The organism is Allobosea sp. 05T439 (genome assembly GCF_056396005.1).
Window position 1 is genome coordinate 176,460 of sequence record NZ_JBFTKP010000012.1, and the last position, 20,029, is coordinate 196,488.

Annotated in this window: 19 protein-coding genes and 1 tRNA gene; 13 read left to right on the top strand and 7 right to left on the bottom strand. The window is 63.2% G+C overall.

Annotated features, from left to right (window positions below; all coding sequences use genetic code 11):
• Positions 1-25: 25 nt before the first annotated feature.
• A complete protein-coding gene (locus AC1DIO_RS16430; RefSeq protein WP_441505575.1) occupies positions 26-892 on the bottom strand; it encodes an FkbM family methyltransferase in 867 nt (288 codons plus the stop codon).
• Positions 893-1,084: 192 nt separating this feature from the next.
• Between AC1DIO_RS16430 and AC1DIO_RS16435 the strand changes: the two genes are divergently transcribed.
• Positions 1,085-2,452 (top strand): TIGR03808 family TAT-translocated repetitive protein, encoded by a 1,368-nt coding sequence (locus AC1DIO_RS16435; protein WP_476853701.1) that lies wholly within the window; start codon positions 1,085-1,087, stop codon positions 2,450-2,452.
• Positions 2,453-2,566: 114 nt separating this feature from the next.
• On the opposite strand, the gene glnA is transcribed toward AC1DIO_RS16435, so the two are convergent.
• Positions 2,567-3,976 (bottom strand): type I glutamate--ammonia ligase, encoded by a 1,410-nt coding sequence (gene glnA, locus AC1DIO_RS16440; RefSeq protein WP_441491770.1) that lies wholly within the window; start codon positions 3,974-3,976, stop codon positions 2,567-2,569.
• 95 nt (positions 3,977-4,071) lie between these two features.
• Positions 4,072-4,410 (bottom strand): P-II family nitrogen regulator, encoded by a 339-nt coding sequence (locus AC1DIO_RS16445; RefSeq protein ID WP_113518708.1) that lies wholly within the window; start codon positions 4,408-4,410, stop codon positions 4,072-4,074.
• Between the two features lie 327 nt (positions 4,411-4,737).
• Here AC1DIO_RS16445 and AC1DIO_RS16450 point away from each other — a divergent pair, with 327 nt between their 5' ends.
• Positions 4,738-6,282 (top strand): NAD(P)H-hydrate dehydratase, encoded by a 1,545-nt coding sequence (locus tag AC1DIO_RS16450; protein ID WP_476853702.1) that lies wholly within the window; start codon positions 4,738-4,740, stop codon positions 6,280-6,282.
• A 63-nt stretch (positions 6,283-6,345) separates the two neighbouring features.
• On the opposite strand, the gene AC1DIO_RS16455 is transcribed toward AC1DIO_RS16450, so the two are convergent.
• Entirely contained in the window at positions 6,346-6,903 is a 558-nt protein-coding gene (locus AC1DIO_RS16455) for a PRC-barrel domain-containing protein (RefSeq protein WP_476775390.1), read from the bottom strand.
• A gap of 256 nt (positions 6,904-7,159) precedes the next feature.
• Between AC1DIO_RS16455 and AC1DIO_RS16460 the strand changes: the two genes are divergently transcribed.
• Positions 7,160-7,381 carry a hypothetical protein gene (locus AC1DIO_RS16460; protein WP_113517628.1) on the top strand — a complete coding sequence of 74 codons (222 nt, stop codon included), beginning with the start codon at positions 7,160-7,162 and terminating at the stop codon, positions 7,379-7,381.
• Here AC1DIO_RS16460 and AC1DIO_RS16465 read toward each other — a convergent pair.
• On the bottom strand, positions 7,378-8,700 hold the full coding sequence (locus AC1DIO_RS16465) for a GGDEF domain-containing protein (RefSeq protein WP_476775389.1): 1,323 nt from the start codon (positions 8,698-8,700) through the stop codon (positions 7,378-7,380). The two genes, AC1DIO_RS16460 and AC1DIO_RS16465, sit on opposite strands and share 4 nt — an antisense overlap.
• A gap of 26 nt (positions 8,701-8,726) precedes the next feature.
• On the opposite strand from AC1DIO_RS16465, the gene AC1DIO_RS16470 reads away from it, so the two are divergent.
• The 4 genes from AC1DIO_RS16470 to AC1DIO_RS16485 all read left to right on the top strand — a co-directional run bounded on the left by AC1DIO_RS16470 (position 8,727) and on the right by AC1DIO_RS16485 (position 12,082).
• A complete protein-coding gene (locus AC1DIO_RS16470; protein ID WP_476775388.1) occupies positions 8,727-9,416 on the top strand; it encodes a pentapeptide repeat-containing protein in 690 nt (229 codons plus the stop codon).
• A 134-nt stretch (positions 9,417-9,550) separates the two neighbouring features.
• The gene (locus AC1DIO_RS16475) at positions 9,551-9,883 is read left to right on the top strand and encodes an SMR family transporter (RefSeq protein ID WP_476775387.1); all 333 of its coding nucleotides are present in this window, start codon (positions 9,551-9,553) and stop codon (positions 9,881-9,883) included.
• 203 nt (positions 9,884-10,086) lie between these two features.
• A complete protein-coding gene (locus AC1DIO_RS16480) occupies positions 10,087-10,911 on the top strand; it encodes an LssY C-terminal domain-containing protein (protein WP_476775386.1) in 825 nt (274 codons plus the stop codon).
• Between the two features lie 94 nt (positions 10,912-11,005).
• The gene (locus AC1DIO_RS16485; RefSeq protein WP_476853703.1) at positions 11,006-12,082 is read left to right on the top strand and encodes an AI-2E family transporter; all 1,077 of its coding nucleotides are present in this window, start codon (positions 11,006-11,008) and stop codon (positions 12,080-12,082) included.
• Positions 12,083-12,470: 388 nt separating this feature from the next.
• On the opposite strand, the gene AC1DIO_RS16490 is transcribed toward AC1DIO_RS16485, so the two are convergent.
• Together AC1DIO_RS16490 and AC1DIO_RS16495 are read right to left on the bottom strand one after the other, a co-directional pair.
• Positions 12,471-12,689 carry a hypothetical protein gene (locus tag AC1DIO_RS16490; protein ID WP_441480139.1) on the bottom strand — a complete coding sequence of 73 codons (219 nt, stop codon included), beginning with the start codon at positions 12,687-12,689 and terminating at the stop codon, positions 12,471-12,473.
• A 186-nt stretch (positions 12,690-12,875) separates the two neighbouring features.
• Positions 12,876-12,965 (bottom strand) — tRNA-Ser (locus AC1DIO_RS16495).
• 622 nt (positions 12,966-13,587) lie between these two features.
• On the opposite strand from AC1DIO_RS16495, the gene AC1DIO_RS16500 reads away from it, so the two are divergent.
• Genes AC1DIO_RS16500 through AC1DIO_RS16525 form a run of 6 tightly spaced genes read left to right on the top strand, consistent with a single transcriptional unit; the run spans position 13,588 to position 20,017 of the window.
• A complete protein-coding gene (locus AC1DIO_RS16500) occupies positions 13,588-14,640 on the top strand; it encodes a septal ring lytic transglycosylase RlpA family protein (protein ID WP_476775384.1) in 1,053 nt (350 codons plus the stop codon).
• Between the two features lie 49 nt (positions 14,641-14,689).
• Complete coding sequence (locus AC1DIO_RS16505; RefSeq protein WP_476853704.1) at positions 14,690-15,901, top strand: D-alanyl-D-alanine carboxypeptidase family protein; 1,212 nt, start codon at positions 14,690-14,692, stop codon at positions 15,899-15,901.
• A 12-nt stretch (positions 15,902-15,913) separates the two neighbouring features.
• Positions 15,914-16,564: a dTMP kinase gene (gene tmk / locus AC1DIO_RS16510; RefSeq protein ID WP_441505585.1), complete on the top strand. Its 651-nt coding sequence runs from the start codon at positions 15,914-15,916 to the stop codon at positions 16,562-16,564.
• Complete coding sequence (locus AC1DIO_RS16515; RefSeq protein ID WP_476768717.1) at positions 16,564-17,634, top strand: DNA polymerase III subunit delta'; 1,071 nt, start codon at positions 16,564-16,566, stop codon at positions 17,632-17,634. The genes tmk and AC1DIO_RS16515 overlap by 1 nt, the downstream gene beginning before the upstream one ends.
• A gap of 23 nt (positions 17,635-17,657) precedes the next feature.
• A complete protein-coding gene (gene metG, locus AC1DIO_RS16520; RefSeq protein WP_441505587.1) occupies positions 17,658-19,217 on the top strand; it encodes a methionine--tRNA ligase in 1,560 nt (519 codons plus the stop codon).
• A complete protein-coding gene (locus AC1DIO_RS16525; RefSeq protein WP_441505588.1) occupies positions 19,217-20,017 on the top strand; it encodes a TatD family hydrolase in 801 nt (266 codons plus the stop codon). Before metG ends, AC1DIO_RS16525 begins: the two co-directional genes overlap by 1 nt.
• The last annotated feature ends 12 nt before the right edge of the window (positions 20,018-20,029 follow it).

A 20,029-nucleotide genomic window follows, 5' to 3' on the forward strand; every position in this document is an offset into this window, starting at 1 on the left:
GGCGGCGCGCTGCGTGGGCTGAACCTCAGATCAGTGAACCGAAGCTCGCCACAAGATTGCAGCGTCGTATCGGAACCTTGGCAACTTCCTCGAGCCAGCAGGAATAGCCGAATGTCAGTCGGCTCAGCTCCTGAGCAAGCTTGCCCCGGTGATCTCCAGTTTCGCGCAGAGAGTACAGGGTGTCGTAGCCAGCAGCCTTCAGTTCGGCCCATGCTCCCTCGCCCGCGGTGCTATCGTTGCTCTCGAATGCAACGATCGGGCGATGAGATGAGAAGGTTTGCCGTAGGCCCGCAAATACATCTGCCTCGAACCCCTCGACGTCGCATTTGACAAACCCGACCCGCTTCGCACCCGATGCAATTGCCGGCTCTCGTTGAGCTAGGAATGCGTCGCCCCGGCGGACTGGCAGCACAAGGTCTCCCTGCCCAGACGCGAAGCTGCCGCTCCCATCGTTTCCCTGCTCAAGCAAGGAAAACCTCAACTCGGCATCTGCTTGGCCGAGGCCGACTTCATGAACGCGAATGTTGCCCGTTTGCGAAAGCACGACGTTCGTCTTCAACAGCGAGGCGATAGGAGGATTGGGTTCGAACGATATCACTTCCTCGAACGAATCTGCGAAGTTTATGGAATGATTTCCTATATTCGCGCCGATATCCAGGAAGATGCATGAGCCGAGGTTCCTCTCTTTGAAGAGGGCTTTGAGGAACGCGATCTCGCGACGTTCATACACCCCATTTCCAATGATCGAGATGCCGAGATAGTCCGTTGGGATCACCGCAATCCGAGGATGGGGCGGAAGGTGTTTTCTGCTGCTCGGGACGAGCTTCTTGATCAGAAGGTCATGCGCGCGCTGAACGGCATATGTCAGACGCCCTTCCTTGATCGGCAGCATCGCCGCAATCTCCCCTAACGGCATGGATCGCGACGCATAGCCCCAATCCTCTACCGAACGCTTAATGGGCCCGTGCATCGCTGTCCCCGGCCGCACCTACGCTCGGACATCGTGAGTTATGCACGGTGCATTTGACGTGGATAGGAATACTGACCCATATCGTTCTCGTTATGTTCGATATGGAGATATTCGATGCCATCCTACGCCCTGTTCGACGACGCTGTGGTTGCCCGCACCGCCGCAGCGAGTTCCGGCTGGACTACATTCACCGACCTCCAATCCGTATTCGACTACGCCCGCAATCAGGKGAGGCCTCTCTTCTTTCAGCCCGGTGTTTATGACTCGGGCACCGTCACGGTCCTGCCGACGAATGGCGGCGGCAAGCCGTTGCAGGTTCGCGCCATGCCMGGCTCGGTCGTCCTGCGTTTCACAGGAGCGAATACATTCCTTCGGATCGAAGGGCAGAACCAGGTTCGCTTCGAGGGGATTTTCTTCGACGGCCAGAACCGGGCCTTGACAGACTATGTCTCTCAGCGCCCGGCCTTCATCGCAATCGCCGGCAATGCCCAGGACGTCCTGTTCGATAACTGTCAGATCATGAACTCGCCTGGCATTGGAGCCTATATCGCGAGTTCGTCCGGCGCGGTCTTCCGGTCCTGCTATTTCGGCAACCATTCCGTCGGGATCTGGAGCGAGAACGCCCAGATCAAGGCGCTGAACAACACCATTACCGGCATGTTGAACAATGGTATCGCGGTCTGGCGTGACGCGATCACCGGCGACAGCTCGACGATTACGGGCAACTTCATAAACGGCGTCGATACGGTTGGCGGCGGGACTGGGCAAAACGGCAATGGCGTCAGCGTCTTCCGGGCCGTTGGCGTTTCGATCACCGATAACAAGATCTTCAGCGTCAAATTCTCCGCCATCCGCTGCAATGGCGGGGGGCTGCACAACGTCAGCAACAACAATATCTACAACACGCGCGAAGCGGCGATCTTCATCGAGGCGCCGGGTGCCGGAATTGATCTCACGGGTTGCATCGTTTCCAACAACAGCCTCGACACGGTCGGTAGCGGCATTCTCGTCGCCAACTCCGGCCAGTTCTCCGACGGCGTTTCACGCAGCGTCATCGTGGAAGGCAACCGCATCTCCAACGTCACCGACAATCCGATTCCCGATCCCGGCTACTATCCGCCTTCAACGATCGGAAACGGCATCGTCGTCGAGCAGGACTGCGTGGTTTCCGGCAACCTGATTGACGGAGCTGCGCGGGTAGGCATCCAGGCAGGCATCAATACGGCTGCACGCGCGCTGGTGGTTTCCGGGAATTTGGTGCGTAACGCGGCTATCGGTATTGGCGTCTCGAACGAAGCTGTGACGAACAGCGGACGGTCCGTCGTTGTCTCTGGAAACATCGTCAACGGTGCCAGCCTCGGTGGCATCGTGCCGACCGTCTTTACCGGCACCTCCATGAATCGCGTGGGAACGGCCGATTACGGCAATGATCTCGCAACGGCCGTCGGCAGCGTCACCTTCGGGCATAATMGCTACGTCTGAGGGCCCTGTCAGAAAAAAAGCCGGGGCGTTGCCGCCCCGGCGTTTCAGGTGGACCGCGATCTGCCGCGGTCGGGAGGATAGCGGCTGCGCCGGGACGTTCCCGGCGCAGAGCTCTCAGTAGGAGTAGTACATCGCGAACTCGACCGGGTGCGGCGTCATTTCGAAACGCGCCACATCCTGCATCTTGAGCTCGATATAGCTCTCAATGAAGTCGTCGTTGAAGACGCCGCCGGCCTTGAGGAAGGCGTTGTCCTTCTTCAGCGCCTCGAGCGCCTCGCGCAGTGAGCCGCAGACGGTCGGGATCTTCTTCAGCTCGCGCGGCGGCAGGTCGTAGAGATCCTTGTCCATCGCCGGGCCGGGATCGATCTTGTTCACGATGCCGTCGAGGCCGGCCATCAGCAGCGCGGCGAAGGCGAGATAGGGGTTCGCCATCGGATCGGGGAAGCGAACCTCGACGCGCTTGGCCTTCGGCGAAGTCGTCCACGGAATACGGCAGGAGGCCGAACGGTTACGGGCCGAATAGGCCAGCAGCACCGGAGCCTCATAGCCGGGAACGAGACGCTTGTAGGAGTTCGTCGACGGGTTGGTGAAGGCGTTCAGCGCCTTGGCGTGCTTGATGATGCCGCCGATATACCAGAGGCACTCCTGCGACAGGTCGGCATATTTGTTGCCGGCCATGATCGGCTTGCCAGCCTTCCAGATCGACTGGTGGACGTGCATGCCCGAGCCGTTGTCGCCGTAGATCGGCTTCGGCATGAAGGTCGCGGTCTTGCCGTAGCTCTGCGCCACGTTATGGATCGCGTACTTGTAGACCTGCATGGTGTCGGCCATGTGGGTCAGCGTGTCGAACTTCAGGCCGAGCTCATGCTGGGCGGAGGCGACCTCGTGGTGGTGCTTCTCGACCTTGGCGCCCATCGCCGCCATGGCTGCCAGCATCTCGCCGCGCATGTCCTGCGCCGAATCCTGCGGCGGGACGGGGAAGTAGCCACCCTTGGTGGCGATGCGGTGGCCGAGATTGCCGCCTTCGTAATCGGTCATGCCGTTGATCGGCAGCTCGACGTTATCGAGCTTGAATCCGGTGTTGTAGGGGTCGGCCGAGATCTTGACGTCGTCGAAGACGAAGAATTCGGCTTCCGGGCCGACATAGACCGTGTCGCCGATACCGGTCGACTTGAGATAGGCTTCGGCCTTCTTGGCGATGCCGCGCGGATCGCGGTTATAGGGCTCGCCGGTCGCGGGCTCGAGCACGTCGCAGGTGATCACCATCGTCGCTGCCGAGAAGAACGGGTCCATCACCGCCGTCGTCGGATCAGGCATCAGCAGCATGTCGGACTCGTTGATCGCCTTCCAGCCGGCAATCGACGAGCCGTCGAACATCGTGCCCTCGGCGAAGATGTCCTCATCGATCATGGTGATGTCGAAGGTGACGTGCTGCCACTTGCCGCGCGGGTCGGTGAAGCGGAAGTCGACATACTTGACGTCATTGTCCTTGATCGCCTTGAGGACGTCCTTGGCGCTCTTCATCTCAGCATTCCTCTTGAAAGCAGTTTCTCAACATTCATCGATCCGCGGGTATTCGCCCGGCGGACGCCGATTTCGCGGGTTCGGGAATGAAGCCCTCAGATCGCGTCCGCGCCGGTCTCTCCGGTGCGGATGCGGATCGCCCCCTCCACCGACGATACAAAAATCTTGCCATCGCCGATCCGGCCGGTCTGAGCGGCCTTCTTGATGGCTTCGATCGCGCTCTCGACCATCTCGTCGGCCAGCACGATCTCGATCTTTACCTTCGGCAGGAAGTCGACGACGTATTCGGCGCCGCGATAGAGCTCGGTATGGCCCTTCTGGCGGCCGAATCCCTTGGCTTCGAGCACGGTGATGCCCTGCAGCCCGACTTCCTGCAGTGCCTCCTTCACCTCATCCAGCTTGAAGGGCTTGATGATCGCTTCGATCTTCTTCATGCGCCGACCGGCCTCCCTTGCGCGTGGTTGGAAACGGATATTCGTCCGTTCCTCGATACCGCCTGCCGGTCCAATCGTCGATGCACTGAAAATCGGCCTTTCCCGATGGCTCGGAGGCCGGTTCAGCGTTCCGCCGTGGCAGACGAACACTCGCCGTATGTGCTCATAGCATCGGCGCGTGTGCCTCGCCATGAGGGAGCGTGGCAGGTATCGCCTCATGATGAGGCGATATTCCGCCCATAATTTATGCAGATGATCAATCGATAGCCAAACGAGATCCGCGCGCCCGATCTTGCTATGAGCGTCCGGCTTCCGGATGATCGCGCGATGAGCACAGCAGACGAGATCGCCCTTGCCCTGTTGACCCCAACCGAGATGGCGCGCGCCGACAGGGCTGCGATTGCGGCCGGAACGACGGGGCCCGTCCTGATTGAGCGAGCGGGCAGGGCGGTCGCCGATGCCGTCAGCCGGCGGGCCCTACCCGGACAGGCCATTCTGGTTCTCTGCGGTCCTGGCAACAATGGCGGGGACGGGTTCGTCGCAGCCCGTCTCCTTCGCGAGCGCGGTTTCGGGGTGACGCTTGCCCTGTCGGGTGACCGTGAAGCCTTGAAGGGCGATGCCCTTGCGATGGCGCAGGCCTGGACCGGTGAGGTCATGCCGATTTCCTCTGCCGCTCCCGAGCGGGCAGCCATCGTGGTCGACGCCCTTTTCGGTGCTGGCCTCGATCGGCCGCTGGCCGGCGACGTCGCCGCCGTGGTGCAACGTGTCAACGCCTCGGCAGCTGCGGTGATCGCCGTGGATGTCCCCAGCGGCCTTTCGGGGGAGACCGGACGCGCTGATGGAGCGGTCACAAGGGCCGATGAGACGGTCACGTTCTTTCGCCTCAAGCCGGGGCATCTGCTTTATCCCGGGCGTGGATTATGCGGCGTGGTGACGCTTGCCGATATCGGCATCACGGCGGAGGTGGCATTTGGCAAGGGCGCCCTGGAGGCGCGAACTTTTCGCAACGAACCGCCGCTATGGCGCGCCGAGTGGCCGCACCACGCGGTCGATACCCATAAATACAAGCGCGGCGCGGTGCTCGTTCTGGCGGGCGGGCTTGCAGGGGTTGGCGCGCCCAGACTCGGGGCGCGTGCCGCGCTGCGCATTGGCGCCGGCCTGGTGACGATTGCGTGCCGGCCCGAAGCCCTTGCCGCGCATGCCGCCCGCGGCCCGGATGCGCTGATTCAGCGGGCAGCTGCCTCGGCAGCCGATATAGAAACTCTGCTGGCCGAGAAACGGCTCGGCGCAGTCCTCGCCGGCCCGGCACTCGGGCTTGACGAAACGGCTCGGGAAGCCGTCCTTGCCGCGCAGCGCTCGCGTGTTCCAGCGGTATTCGATGCGGACGCGCTCACCCTGCTGGCAGCGGAAACCACGTCCGTCCCGATCGGCTCGAGGATCAGGCCGAGCGGCGCAGCTTGCGTACTTACGCCGCACGAAGGGGAATTCGAGCGCCTCTTTGCCTCGTCTGCGGACGTGATGGCTGCTCCGTCTAGGCTCGAACGGGCGCGCCGCGCTTCGGCGGCCACCGGTGCGGTCGTCGTCCTGAAGGGGCCGGACAGCGTCATTGCCGAGCCCGGTGGAAGGGCCGCGATCAACATGACCGGCAGCCCGGACTTGGCGACGGCTGGGTCCGGTGATGTCCTGGCCGGCCTCATCGCGGGGCTGTTGGCCCAGGGCATGCCAGCCTTCCAGGCCGCCTGCGCCGCCGTCTGGCTCMATGGCAAGGCCGCGGAACGGTTTGGTCGTGGCTTGATCGCGGATGATCTGCCGGAAGCTGTCCTGCCCGTTCTCTCCGAGCTGCCTGCTCGTCGAGATGGTAACGTCCATTAGCTGGCGAACAACTTTGGAGATCGCCGGCCCGCTGCTTTGCAGGCCGGGATGTCTGGTGGCCAATTAGCGGCTGGCATAGGTCACGGCCGGTGCCGCCGTGAGTTGTTCCTTCGTCATGCTGATGACGCCATGGTCCGGGTACATCATCGGACCACGCGGAACAGGCGCAGCCGCTGTCGGAGCCGTGGCCGGACCGCTCGTGCTGCCGCTTCCTCCTGCGGGGGCAGGGGCAGGGGCCGGAGCGGGAACCACCATCGGCTCTTCGCTCCACGTCACCTGTTCGAAGGGGATCGCAACATCCTTCGATCCGATGCCAAGAAAGCCGCCGACGCCGACGGTCACCATCTCGACCTTGCCTGCCTTGTCGAACAGGACTTCCGTCACATCACCGACCTTCTTCTTGTCGGAGCCGTAGATATCGACACCGATCAGCTTGGACGCACGCCACTTCCCCTGGCCTGCGAGGTTGTTCTCTGGCGGCTTGGGGCGCTCCACGGCGGGGGCCGGAGCCGAAGGAGCTGCCGAGGGGGCGTTCGATGAGGGCGCACTGGTCTGCGAGATCGCGGTCGTCGCAAACATGACAGCTCCGACGGCCGTCAGCGCGATTGAATGCTTGAACATCGCTTCCTCCATTCAGGAACCGCAATTGCGGCTTGAGCGGAAAACGTCGGAATCCGGATTTGGTTCGCCAAAACCCTCCCTTTCGACGCGGGACATTGCCATGCGCTTGACGCATGGGCATGCCTGAAGGAGGGCGTCGGGACGGGGCCTGCAGGGCTGTTGCGCCTTGCTGCGCCCCGCGATCCTGTCATGCTTCTATCGTCGGATTGCTGCCGCCGGGCGAGCAGTCCGTCGCGAGAGCGGACGGGAGTATGCCATGCCTGCAGCCGAGCCGAGGACGCCCCTGACCATCCATCTGAGTGCTGCCGAACTGACTGCGCTCGATCGCTATCTGCGGGAAATCCAGTCACGTCGATCGCGTGAAGAGGCTGTCGCCGAGATTGTGGCGCGCTGGGCGACGGGGCAGGGGCTGTTGCCTGATCCGAACGACAAGGACGGGCTTGAGCTGGACGAACTCAACGCCAGCAATGACGCCTAGGATCGCGCCGGCACTAAGGGCGTGGCCGTGCGCGTACGGTTCCGTCCGGCGTTCTTGGCTGCGTACAGAGCCTGATCCGCGCGGCCGATCGCATGTGCGAGCGTCTCGCCACGGCGAAGCTCGGCAATGCCGAAACTGCAGGTCACCGTCCGATCGGGCGGCAGCCTGGGAAACGAGATCCTGGCGATTTCGCCCCGCAGGCGTTCCGCGAAATGGAAGGCTTGTTCTGCGGTCGTATCTTTGAGCAGGATGACGAATTCTTCGCCTCCCACGCGACCGACGGCATCGTTGCTGCGAACGGCGCTCCGGATGGAGGCTGCAATCGCGATCAGCACGGCGTCCCCGGCCGCGTGGCCATAGGCGTCGTTGATGCTCTTGAAATGATCGATATCGCAGGCGACGACGCTGAGCACCAATGGATGACGCGCCGCGCCCAGAGATTGAAACCGGCCTTGCAGGCCGCGCCGGTTCAACGCCCCCGTGAGCGGATCGGTATCGCGCTCCTTGCGCAGCCGGGCCGTCACATCCAGCCCTATGACGAGGAGCAGCCCAAGGCCCATCCCGACCCCGAAGACCGAGGCACTGAATTGCACCCAGGTCCAGAATCCGGACTGCAGGAACCCCGAAGCGGATGTTGCCGCGGCCAATTCGCTCGTCAGCAGCGTACGCAGGAAGAAATGCAGGCCAAACACCAGAACCAGCCAGAAGATTATCCTGTCGGTCGCGCTTCCCCGAGCAAGCGACCGCATGATCCAGGCGGCTGAGACGATGATGCCGCCGAGGCCGAAGCTCACGATATGGATGCGCACGATGAGGTTGCGGTCAATGTAATAGAAATAGCCGAGCGCGCCCATCACTGCGGCAAACCAGATGGTGAGGAACCAGCGAGAAGGGCGCCGGCCGGAGCGCACCATCACGCCAGTCACGAAGCCCAGCGTGCCGGAAACATAGAGCATTCCGTACAGCATCGTGTTCAACCCGAAATCGGCTGGAGTCCGTGTTGTCTGGACGAGCATCCCAAGGCCAAAGGCCAGGAACGCATGCGCAAAATGGAGCAGATACCAGCTTCGGCGCTCGGCCAGCCAGACGGCGCAGAAGGTTGCTGCGAACAGAAACAGAATGGCCGTTGGTACGAGATTCACGATGATCTGACTGCAGAGGCTGTCCGGTTCGAGATGCTGCTGCTCTCTACTGCCCCTGGGTAAACAATTCGCCGTCGCCGGATGTTCTGTCTGGCTCGCGAGCATCACTATCGGGGAGGGCGGCGACCCCAGAAGCAAGGGAGTGCGACGGCCCACGAAKGTGCTGAAATTGATCATCCGCCGGCCAGTTGCTACGGGAGCGCATGCCTGATGATCCCTTTCAGACCGTCGCGGAGCGGACCCTGCAGCGAGCCGATGTGGCAGCTCTCTCTGAGCTGCGCATACCGCACCATGTGATCGCGTGCGATCTTGATGAGGCGGACCTGTCGGGGCTCGATCTGTCGGGTTGGCTCTTCGAACGGTGCAGCCTCAAGCGCGCGAAGCTGAGAGGTACGAAACTCGAGCGGGTGCGATGGCTCGGCTGTCGGGCGGCCTTCGCAGATTTCATGGGGGCCGATCTATCGGACGGCCGGGTTCAGTCGGGAGATTTCAACAACGCCGTTCTGCGCCGGACGACACTGGTCTCGGCGTCCTTCGCGGGCTGCAAATTGACTGGCGCGGATTTGTCCGAAGCAAGGGCATTGGACTGCCGGTTCGAGGAGGTCCTGCTCGTCAGCGCGAAGCTTCCGTCGTTCAGCTTCCGCAAGACCACGCTCAGGAAAATCGATTTTAGCCAGTCGGACCTGAGGAAATGCGATTTCCGGGATGCTGTCTTCGAGGATTGCAGTCTGATGGATGCGGCACTGACCGGCTCGCGCTTCGAGGGGGCTGATCTTCGTGGCGCTGATCTGGGCGGACTGAGGCTGGTTGACGCCACGCTCTTTCGCGGCGCCACGATCTCTCGCCAGCAGGCTGGCCAGCTGCTCGCGGAATTGGGCTTGAAGGTGCGCTAGGGGGGCAGCCTCCGTGGGGCATCTCGGGGAAGTGTCGCCCTAACGTTCCCGGGGACGCCAGCGCCTCGGGCTGCTGCGGGGCTCCCTTCGATCGGGAGCCTTGAGAGCGTCACACAAGGATGTTTAGGCGGGGTATGAACGCCTTTCTTACTCTTGCCGTTGCCATCGTCGCCGAGGTCATCGCCACCTCGGCTCTCAAAGCGTCGGAGGGGTTTTCAAAACTGGGACCCACGGCCGTCGTTGCGATCGGATATGGCGTCGCGTTCTACTTCCTGTCACTCACCTTGAGGAGCATGCCCGTCGGGATCGCCTATGCTGTCTGGTCGGGCGCAGGTATCGTCCTGATCTCGGCGGTGGGGTGGTTTGCGTTCGGCCAGAAGCTCGATCTCTGGGCGGTGGTCGGAATGGGCCTGATCGTGACGGGCGTCCTGGTCGTGAACATCCTCTCCTCCTCTGGCGGGCATTGAGCGCTTTTGCGGCCTGGCTAATTTGGCGCCCTGGCGCGCGGCCATAGCGCCAATACCAAGCATCCACTAGTATAGGGGCAACGGGATCACCGGTTTGCCGCCCGCAAACAGTGCCGTCACTTATGTGGTTGTGTTCGGATGCCAAAATCCCCACGACGAACAGCGATGGCGATTTCACCCAGCACCAGACGGGACCAAGAACGTTGAGACTGCTCGCGCGCCTCTTTCAGAGATTCCTCGTTCTCTGCCTGGGCGTCGTCAGCGTTTGGCTGATCGTCTTCGTCATTTTCGATACGGCAGACCACAGGCTGCCATGGATCCTGGCGGCAAGCCTGACCTACGGTCTGGCTGCCTATGTCATTTTGCCAAACGTGGTTCGAATGGGCCTGAAGGTTCTTCACCGCAGATTGATCCCCCGATACACGATCACCGGAGATGGTCTGCCCGGAGACCCTGTAAACCTCGTCCTCATCGGCACTCTTCAACAACTGCGCGATGCGTTTGCAGCAGCGGGCTGGTCGACGGCCGATCGCTTGGGGATAGCCAGCTCCTGGCGAATGATACGAGCGTTTCTGCTGAACTCGACCTATCCGACCGCTCCTTTCAGCACCCTCTATCTCTTTGGACGCAGGCAGGACATCGGCTTCCAGGAGCCCATCGACAACAGCCCGCGCAAGCGCCATCACATCCGCTTCTGGGCGCTGAGCCTCGCCCATTCCGAGGACGATATGACGGGAGCGAGCTTCTGGTTGAATACCGATAAGCCAGCGACCGACCGGCCTGTGTTATGGGTCGGCGCTGGTACCCGGGACACTGGGCTATCTCTGACCCGGCTGACGTTCCAGGTGACCCATGCGACCGATTCCGACACGAATGCGGAGCGCAACTACATAGTCGCCCAGTTGAAGGCAAAGCAGATGATCGGTGATGTCGTATTGCATCAATCCGGTACACGTTTGCAAACCGGAAAGGTCAACCACTACATTACCGATGGCGAGATCGCCTTCGCCAGCCTGATCGTGAACTGAACTGAACGGAGCGCTGCGCTCTCGCTGCTTTCTCCTGGGGCGGGCGCAACGAAGCCGGCAATCGAGTTCGAAACCGCATGTGCGCAGAACGTCGATGAGGATCGCGCAACCAGCCAAGTTCTGGATTGCGGTCTCAGTGGTCGCCTTGGTTGCGCTGGTGCTGTTGCGCCAAATCCTGCTGCCGTTTGTGGTCGGCGCTTTGCTTGCCTATCTGCTCGTCCCGGTGGTCGACAGAATGGAACGGTTCGGCATGAATCGTTCCCTTGCAGCTCTGACCGTCTTCTTGCCGCTGGTTGCGGGCTTCATTGCCTTTCTCCTGGTGATGCTCCCGGCCATCATTGGCGAGTTCCGATTTTTCGTTGAGGAATTCCCCCGCTACCTCACGCGGCTCCAGTCGCTCGTGAGCGATGCGAGCGGCCCCTGGCTGCACAATGTCATGGGCGGCGAACTCCACCTCGAGCAATCCCCCGCCGATCTCGCCAAGTCGATGGGTAGCAGCTGGCTCGACAGCTTCCTTCGCTCGTTATGGTCAAGTGGGCTGGCCCTGGTTTCCCTTCTCTCGCTGCTCGTGGTGACGCCGATCATCGCCATCTATCTCGCCATCGACTGGCACCGCATGATGGCGGCGGTCGATGGCTGGTTTACCCCGGCGTATCGCGACGATGCTCGGGCACTGGCGCGCGAAATCCACGATACGATCGCTGGCTTCGTGCGCGGCCAGGTGGTCATCTGCTTCGTTCTGGCCGTGCTTTATGCATCAGCCCTGAAAGTGGTCGGGCTCAACCATGCCATTGTGATCGGGCTCACCGCCGGTCTCATCAGTTTTGTTCCCTATTTCGGCGCGGCGACGGGGTTCTTCGTGGCGGCCTGCGTTGCCCTGGCCCAGTTCTGGCCGAATTGGGTGCCTGTCGCTGTCGTGGGCGGCATCTTCATCGTCGGAGAAATGCTTGCCGATTATGTGCTGTCACCGCGCCTCATCGGCCGTCGGGTCAACCTCAACCCGGTCTGGATGATGTTCGCGCTGTTCGCCTTTGGATGGCTGTTCGGCTTCATCGGCGTGCTGCTGGCGATACCACTTGCGGCATCGCTGGGTGTGATCCTGCGTTTCGCGTGGCGGCGGTCTCTGGCAAGCTCGGGGCATCAGGCCCCAGACAGGCCTGGCTCAGAATGACGAGAAGGCCGGGACAGGATCGATAAGCGGCGTGGCCTGTCGCCGAGGATCACGGCGAACCGGGCCTGTCCCATTTGGACCAATCGCGCGGCGCGATTTTCCGCGCCTTCTTCAAGCGTTCCTGTACGAAGAAGCGGAGCTTCAGTGCTGGGCGAAGGCCGCAGCCAAACACGATGCCGGGCGTTCGACGGCTTAGGCCCATGGCCAGCATCCGCAGCGACAGTCAATAATGCCGTCTGCAACCCGACATCTTGATCGCACTGCGACGGCGGACAGGAGACGCCGCTGCATGCGCACATGCAGCCGGAACGGATTTACGGTCAGGCCACAGATTTGGGCTGAAATCGAGCGCGCCGCCAACGTGGGATACATGACGGGGCAAGCCCGCTCACATCCATTGAACGATCATCCCAGGCCCTAGCTGGTGAATGTCGATCTCCGCATCGCTCAGGCGGCGCTGCAGCTTCAGTTTGAAGTTGGGCAACAAGGCAGAATGATTGGCCAATAGTGCGACGGCGGCCTCGCCTGATTCTGCTGCGACGAAGAAGACCTGGCGGGCGCTGTCGCCCTCCGACGTCACTTCGATCTGGAATGCCTTCAAATCCATGGACCCCACCCCTGCCTCGCTGACGAGGCGGTAGCACGCTCCTCAACTCGCAGCCACCGACCGACGCTCCGATCTTTGCATCGCTATGTATGGCTGGGGCGAATTGGGATGAAAATTAGAGCCGCAAGGGGGAGCGCATTTCGCTATTTCAATGCGTTACAGCAAGGAACGGCTGGCAAGCATAAGTGGCGGAAGGGGTGGGATTCGAACCCACGGTGGGCTTGCACCCACGGCGGTTTTCAAGACCGCTGCCTTAAACCACTCGGCCACCCTTCCGGTTGGCCTGTCATTGCCGGGTGCGAGGCGTTTTTGCAAGTGCGATGACGTCAGGCCGAGGCGAGTTCCCCTTTGCAGTGTCTGGATCAGCCCCCCGCGAGCATGTGAGTCGGGTTGAGGCCGGGCAGGCCGAGCGCCCGGCCGCCCCGAACTGGCGAGCTCTGTGCCGGATTTGCCGGAGGTCCGCTTCCAGGGCGTCTTGGCGGCCCTTTGGCCGCCGATAGGGCCATTCCCAGCGGAAAAACACCACCGAAAGTCGCCAAATGACAGCGTTGCATTGTGGCAACGCCTGTCCGAAAAATGGCGGCGGAATGGTCGCGGGTTGACACTTGCCGCATTTCGGACACCTTTGTGCCCGCTCAAGGGCATCCTAGATGCCGGATCGGGGCATTCGCGCTCGGCGAGTCGCCCGTTTAACGATCCCTTTACAGGATTGACCGAAAACTTCGGCTTCGCCGCAGGATGCGGCTTGGCCGGGCGATGGCTTTCGGCACAACGACGGACGACCATAATGATGCGAGGCGCAAGCTCTTCGGCTCCGGCATTGGCCCATGTGGTAACCGACTCGGACAGAGCTTCCGCTTCCTCTCCCCTTGCTCTTCGTGCCGCGCGACTTGGTTGCGTGGCGCTCGCAGGTCTCCTCCTTGCCAATTGCGCGAATGATCAGGTTGCGCGCCGCAAGTCGAAGGAGATTGGCGCATTCCCCTCATCGAAATACGGCCCCGCCAGCCCCCGGGTTGTCGCGGACGGCCAGCCCGTTCCGAAGGGCGGCGGCCGCGAACTCGTCGGCAAGTCCTATTCCGTCGCGGGCAAGCGCTATACGCCTTATGAGAAGCCGGTCGGCTACACCGCGGTTGGCACCGCGTCCTGGTATGGCGAGGCCTTCCATGGCCGCCGCACCGCCAATGGCGAGGTCTATGACCGCGAAGGCATCAGCGCCGCGCACCCGACCATGCCGCTGCCGGCGTATGCCCGAGTCACCAACCTCCTGAACAACCGCTCGATCATCGTCCGCGTCAATGATCGTGGCCCTTACCATGGCGGCCGCGTCATGGACGTGTCGCAGAAGACGGCCGACGCGCTGGCCTTCCGCCACCTCGGCACGGCTCGTATCAAGCTCGAATATCTCGGCCAGGCCTCGCTTGGCGGCTCCGACGACCGGCTTCTGCTTGCAACCCTGCGAACGGATGGTATGCCGGCTTCGATTCCCGGCACCAGCGCCCCGACCATGGTCGCGAGCAACGCCGCGGTTGCCACCAACCGCACGGCGAGCCCGGATCTCGAGGACCCGCGCGACGAGCAGGCTCGCCAGCCTGTCGTCGAGGCCCCGGCGGCTCCGCATCCGGTCGTGCAGGCCTATGCGCCGCAACCCGTCCGCACCATCGCGCCAGGCACTCCTGTCGCCGCAACGCTGGTTTCGACCTCGTCGAGTGCCGGCATCCCGGTCCGCGGCGCTCCGCTGCCGCCGAACCGTCCCTTCGACCTCGACACCATCGCCAATGCTGCGACCCCGGTTCTGCTCCGCCCGGCCGTCCTGCCGCCACGGCCGCCGGCATTGCGCACCGCCAGCCTGTTCGCCGCTCCCGAGCGCGCCCCGGCCGAGCGTTTCGCGCGGAATAACCCGCTGGCACGGGATCTGGTTCCGCAGACATTGCGGCCATTATCCCGCAATTGACGCGTATCGGGCTTGACCGGCTGAGCCCCGCTCTGCTTCAGATCGGGGCATGAACCCGCCCCGCTATCGCAATTCGATCGCTACGAGATTTGCGGCCGCCACACGCGCGGCGCTGGCGGCTCTCTTTGTCCTGGCGGCTTCGGCTCCCGCGCTGGCCCAGAGCTTCCAGTCGCTCGCTCCACACGCGATTCTGCTCGATTCGGCCACCGGCGCGGTGCTTTACGAGAAAGCCGCGGACGAGCTCATGGTCCCGGCGAGCCTTGCCAAGCTTGCGACTGTCCTGGTGGCATTCCAGGAAATCGCGCAGGGCCGGCTCACTCTCGACAGCGAGATCGGCATTTCCGAGAACGCCTGGCGCAAGGGCGGCGGCATTTCCGGCGGCTCGACCATGTTCGCGTTGGTCCATAGCCGCATCAACCTCTCCGATATCCTGCAGGGCATCATCGTCCAATCCGGCAATGACGCCTCGATTGCGCTCGCCGAGGCGATCGCCGGAGATGAGGCGAATTTCGCGCGGTTGATGACCGAGCGGGTGCGTGCGCTCGGCCTGACCAAGTCGGTCTTCCGCAATGCGACCGGCATGGGCGACCCCGAGCAGAAGGTCACTGCCCGCGAGTTGGCGCGGCTGGCGGATCACATCATCAAGACCTACCCGGAGCTCTACAAAATCTTCGGGCAACGCGAGTTTACCTGGAACAAGATCAGGCAGCAGAACCGCAATCCGCTGCTGACCATGGATATTGGCGCTGACGGCCTGAAGACCGGCAATATCGATGAAGCCGGGTTCGGCCTGGTCGGTTCGGCGGTGCAGAAGGGGCAACGGCTGATCGTCGTGGTGAACGGGCTGAAGTCGGGCCGCGACCGTGCGCAGGAAGCGCGCAAGCTGCTCGAATGGGGCTTTCGCTCGTTCGAACCCCGCCAGCTCTTCGCCGATGGCGAGATCGTCGGCGAGGCCAGCGTCTACGGTGGAGCCAAGGGGCGGGTCGGGCTCAAGGCCAAGGGCCCGGTGAGCCTGCTGCTGCCGCGCGGCAGCAGCGACCGGTTGAGCGCGCGCATCACCTATCGTGGGCCGCTGACCGTTCCCGTCCAGGAGGGCGCCGAGGTCGGGCGGCTCCTTGTCACACGCGGTGAAATAAAGACGCTGGACATTCCACTCTACGCGGCCGAGACGGTCGAGGMCGGCAGCCTGCAGAGCCGCGCGCTCGATGCGCTGATGGAGGCTGCCACTGGCTGGGTGCGCAAGGCGCTCGGCAGGACCTGAGCGGCACGTGTCATGACAAAGGGACGTTTCATCACGCTTGAGGGCGGAGAAGGGGCCGGCAAGTCGACGCTGGCGCGCGCGCTCGCCACGCAGCTCGAGGCCGCGGGCATCCGTTCGGAGTTGACGCGCGAACCCGGTGGTTCGCCCAAGGCGGAAGCCATTCGCGAAGCCATTCTGTCGGGCCGGGTGAAGCATCATGGGCCCTTCATCGAAGCGCTGATGTTCTCGGCCGCCAGAATCGACCATATCGACCAGCGCATCCGGCCGGCACTTGCGCGGGGCGACTGGGTGATTTGCGACCGTTTCATCGATTCGACGCGGGTCTACCAGGGCACGCTTGGGCGCATCGATCCCAAGCTGCTGGCGGAACTGGAACAGGTCACCATCGACGGCCTTACGCCGGATCTGACGCTGATCCTCGATCTCGACCCCAGGGTCGGCCTCGCTCGCGCCGCCCGTCGGCGGGCGCCCGGCGAGGGCAAGGACCGCTTCGAGGGCGAGGCGCTCGCCTTCCATCGCAGCTTGCGCGCGGCCTATCTTGCAATCGCCGAAGCCGAACCGGCGCGCTGCTCGGTGCTTGATGCGACGCTCGCTCCGGAGGATCTGGCCCAGGCCGCCTGGGCGGTCGTGCGCGAGCGCCTGCCGCTGAACCAGGACGCCTGATGCGCGAGAGCAGCAACGAACCGGACCGCCTTCCCGATGCGCCGCATCCGCGCGAGACGCTGGCGCTCGTCGGACATGCGCGCCAGGAGCGGAGTTTCCTGGATGCGCTGCGCTCAGAGCGCCTGCATCACGCCTGGCTTCTCGGCGGTCCCGAAGGCATCGGCAAGGCGAGCTTTGCCTATCGTGCGGCGCGCTTCCTGCTGGCTTCGGGCGATCCGCTGGCGCGCGCCGGCTCGGTGGAAAGCCTGGCGATGCCGGAAGAGGATCCGGCGACGCGGCGCGTGATGGCCCAGTCGCATCCCGACCTGCATCTGCTGCGGCGAACGGTGAAGCCGGACGGCAAGGGCGTGACCAGCAATATCCCAGTCGATTCCGTCCGCCGCGTCATCGACCGGTTCGGAACGAGCGCGGCCGAAGGCGGTTGGCGTGTCTGCATCGTCGACAGTGCCGAGGACATGGATCGCTCCAGTGCCAATGCGCTGCTGAAACTGCTCGAGGAGCCGCCGCCGCGCGCCCTTTTCCTCATCGTTGCCCATGCGCCCGGACGGGCGCTGCCGACCATCCGCTCGCGCTGTCGGCTGCTGACATTTGATGCGCTGGACGAAGGCGCGGTTGCCGAGGCCGGCCGGCTGGCGCTTGAGCGGATGGGATCGCCGTTCGACGCCTCCGCATTGATGCGCGCCGCAGCACTCGCGGACGGTTCCGTACGGCGTGCCCTGACCTATGTCTCCCCGGAGACGCTGGCGCTGGTCGAGGCCGTCAGGGCGCGTCTCGATGCCTTGCCGGGCGTCGATCTCACCGCGCTGCTCGCGCTGGCGGAAGATGTCGCGGGCCGCGCCGGCGAGAGTGATTTCGCGATCATGATCGACACCATTCAGAGCTGGCTCGCCGCGCATCTCCATGCGCATGCCCATGCCGGCGCGGCTCGCCTTGCACCGCTGGCGGAGGTATGGGAGAAGCTGGGTCGCGCGGCCCGCGAGGTGGAAACCTACAATCTCGACCGCCGGCCGCTCGTGATCTCTATGTTTCATGATCTGTCGGAGGCTGTTCGCCGGTCGCGCGCAGCTTGAAAGCGAACCGTCCGGACTGAACGATGGCCCAGGCCCCGAAATTCTATCTKACCACCGCCATTCACTACACGAATGGCCCGCCGCATATCGGGCACGCCTATGAGATGGTGGCCTCGGACGCGATTGCGCGTTTCAAGCGGCTGGACGGCTATGACGTCTTCGCCATGACCGGCACAGACGAGCACGGCCAGAAGGTGCAGCGCACCGCCGGGCAGAACGGGCTCGACGCGAAATCCTATGTCGATCAGGTGGCCCAGCGCTTCCAGGAGATGGAACAGACGCTCGGCTGTTCCTTTGACCGGTTCATCCGCACCACCGATCCGGATCACCTGCCGTCGACCCATGAGCTCTGGCGGCGCATGGAGCAGGCCGGCGACATCTACCTTGCCAAATATTCCGGCTGGTATTCCGTGCGTGACGAGGCCTTCTACGGCGAGGAGGAAACCACCCTCCTGCCGGACGGCACGCGGCTGGGCGGGCAGGGCACTCCGGTCGAATGGGTCGAGGAGGAGAGCTATTTCTTCCGCCTGAAATCCTTCCAGGAGCGGCTGCTGAAGCTCTACGAGGACGTGCCGGATTTCATCTCGCCGGCAACGCGCAAGAACGAGATCGTCAGCTTCGTGAAGGGCGGTCTCGAGGATCTTTCGATCAGCCGTACCACCTTCGACTGGGGCCTGCCGGTCCCAGGTGACCCAAAGCATGTGATGTATGTCTGGGTCGACGCGCTCAATAATTACGTCACCGGCTGCGGCTTCCCCGACGAGACCAATCCGCGCTGGCACTATTGGCCCGCCGATGTGCACATCATCGGCAAGGACATCGTGCGCTTTCATACGGTTTACTGGCCGGCTTTCCTGATGTCGGCCGGGCTGCCGCTGCCGAAGCGCGTCTTCGGCCATGGCTTCCTGCTCTCCAAGGGCGAGAAGATGTCGAAATCGCTCGGCAATGTCGTCGATCCATTCGGCCTCGCCGAGACCTATGGCGTCGACCAGCTGCGCTATTTCTTCCTGCGCGAGGTCTCTTTCGGCCAGGACGGCAACTACAGCCACGAGGCCATCATCGGGCGCATCAATGCCGATCTTGCCAATGATCTCGGCAATCTGGCCCAACGTTCGCTCTCGATGATCGCCAAGAACTGCGAAGGCAAGGTGCCGGTGCAAGGCGCATTGAACGAGGGCGACGAGGCCATGCTCGCTCTTGCCGATGGCGCGCTCGCCAAGGCACGGGCAGCGATGCAGGATTTTGCCCTGCACGTCGTGCTCGCGGAGATCTGGGCGCTGGTGGCGGAGGCAAACCGCTATTTCGCGGCCAATGAACCCTGGCGGCTGAGCAAATCGGATCCCGCCAGGCGCGACACCGTGCTCTATGTCACGGCGGAAGTGCTGCGCCAGGTCGCAATTCTGACGCAACCGGTGATTCCGAGCTCGGCCGGCAAGCTGCTCGACCTGCTTGCGGTCGGCGCGGAGGCCCGCAGCTTCGCGAGCCTGGGCGAAGCCGGGCGTCTCGCCAGCGGCACAGTTCTGCCTGCACCGAGCGCGATCTTCCCGCGCTATGTCGAGCCCGATGCCGGGCAGGTGGCCTGATGTTGATCGATACCCATTGCCATCTCGACTTTCCGGATTTCGCCGAGGATCTCGCGGCCTATGTCGCGCGGGCCGAGGCGGCAGGGGTCTCGCGGATGGTGACGATCTCGACACGGGTTTCGCGCTTCGGGACCTATGCCGGGATCGCCGAACGCTTCGCATCGGTGTGGTGCACCGTCGGCACGCATCCGCACGGCGCGCATGAAGAGCTCGACGTCACGGCCGACCAGCTTGCCAGGTTGGCGGAGCACCCGCGCTGTGTCGCAATTGGCGAGGCCGGGCTCGACTATCACTACGACAAGAGTCCGCGCGATGCGCAGGCGCAGGGGCTGCGCACGCACATTGCCGCAGCGCGCATGACCAGGCTTCCGCTCGTCATCCACGCTCGCCAGGCCGACGAGGACATGATCGCGATCCTGCGTGAAGAGACGGAGATGGGCGCTTTCCCGGCCATCCTGCACTGCTTCACGGCAGGTCCGGAACTGGCTCGGGTCGGCGTCGAGCTCGGACTCTACGTGTCCTTCTCCGGGATTCTGACCTTCAAGACCTCAGAGGATCTGCGCCAGATTGCGCGCGATATCCCGATTGATCGGCTTCTGGTCGAGACCGATGCGCCCTATCTCGCCCCGGTCCCGTTCAGGGGAAAGCGCAACGAACCGTCTTACGTCGTTGAAACGGCGAAGACTCTCGCCGACGTGAAAGGAGTCTCCTTCGACGAGATCTCGCGCGTCACGACGGAGAATGCGCGACGCTGCTATTGGAAGATGGATCACGCGGCGCCTGTGGCGCAGGTCGCCTGAGCAGCACGCCCA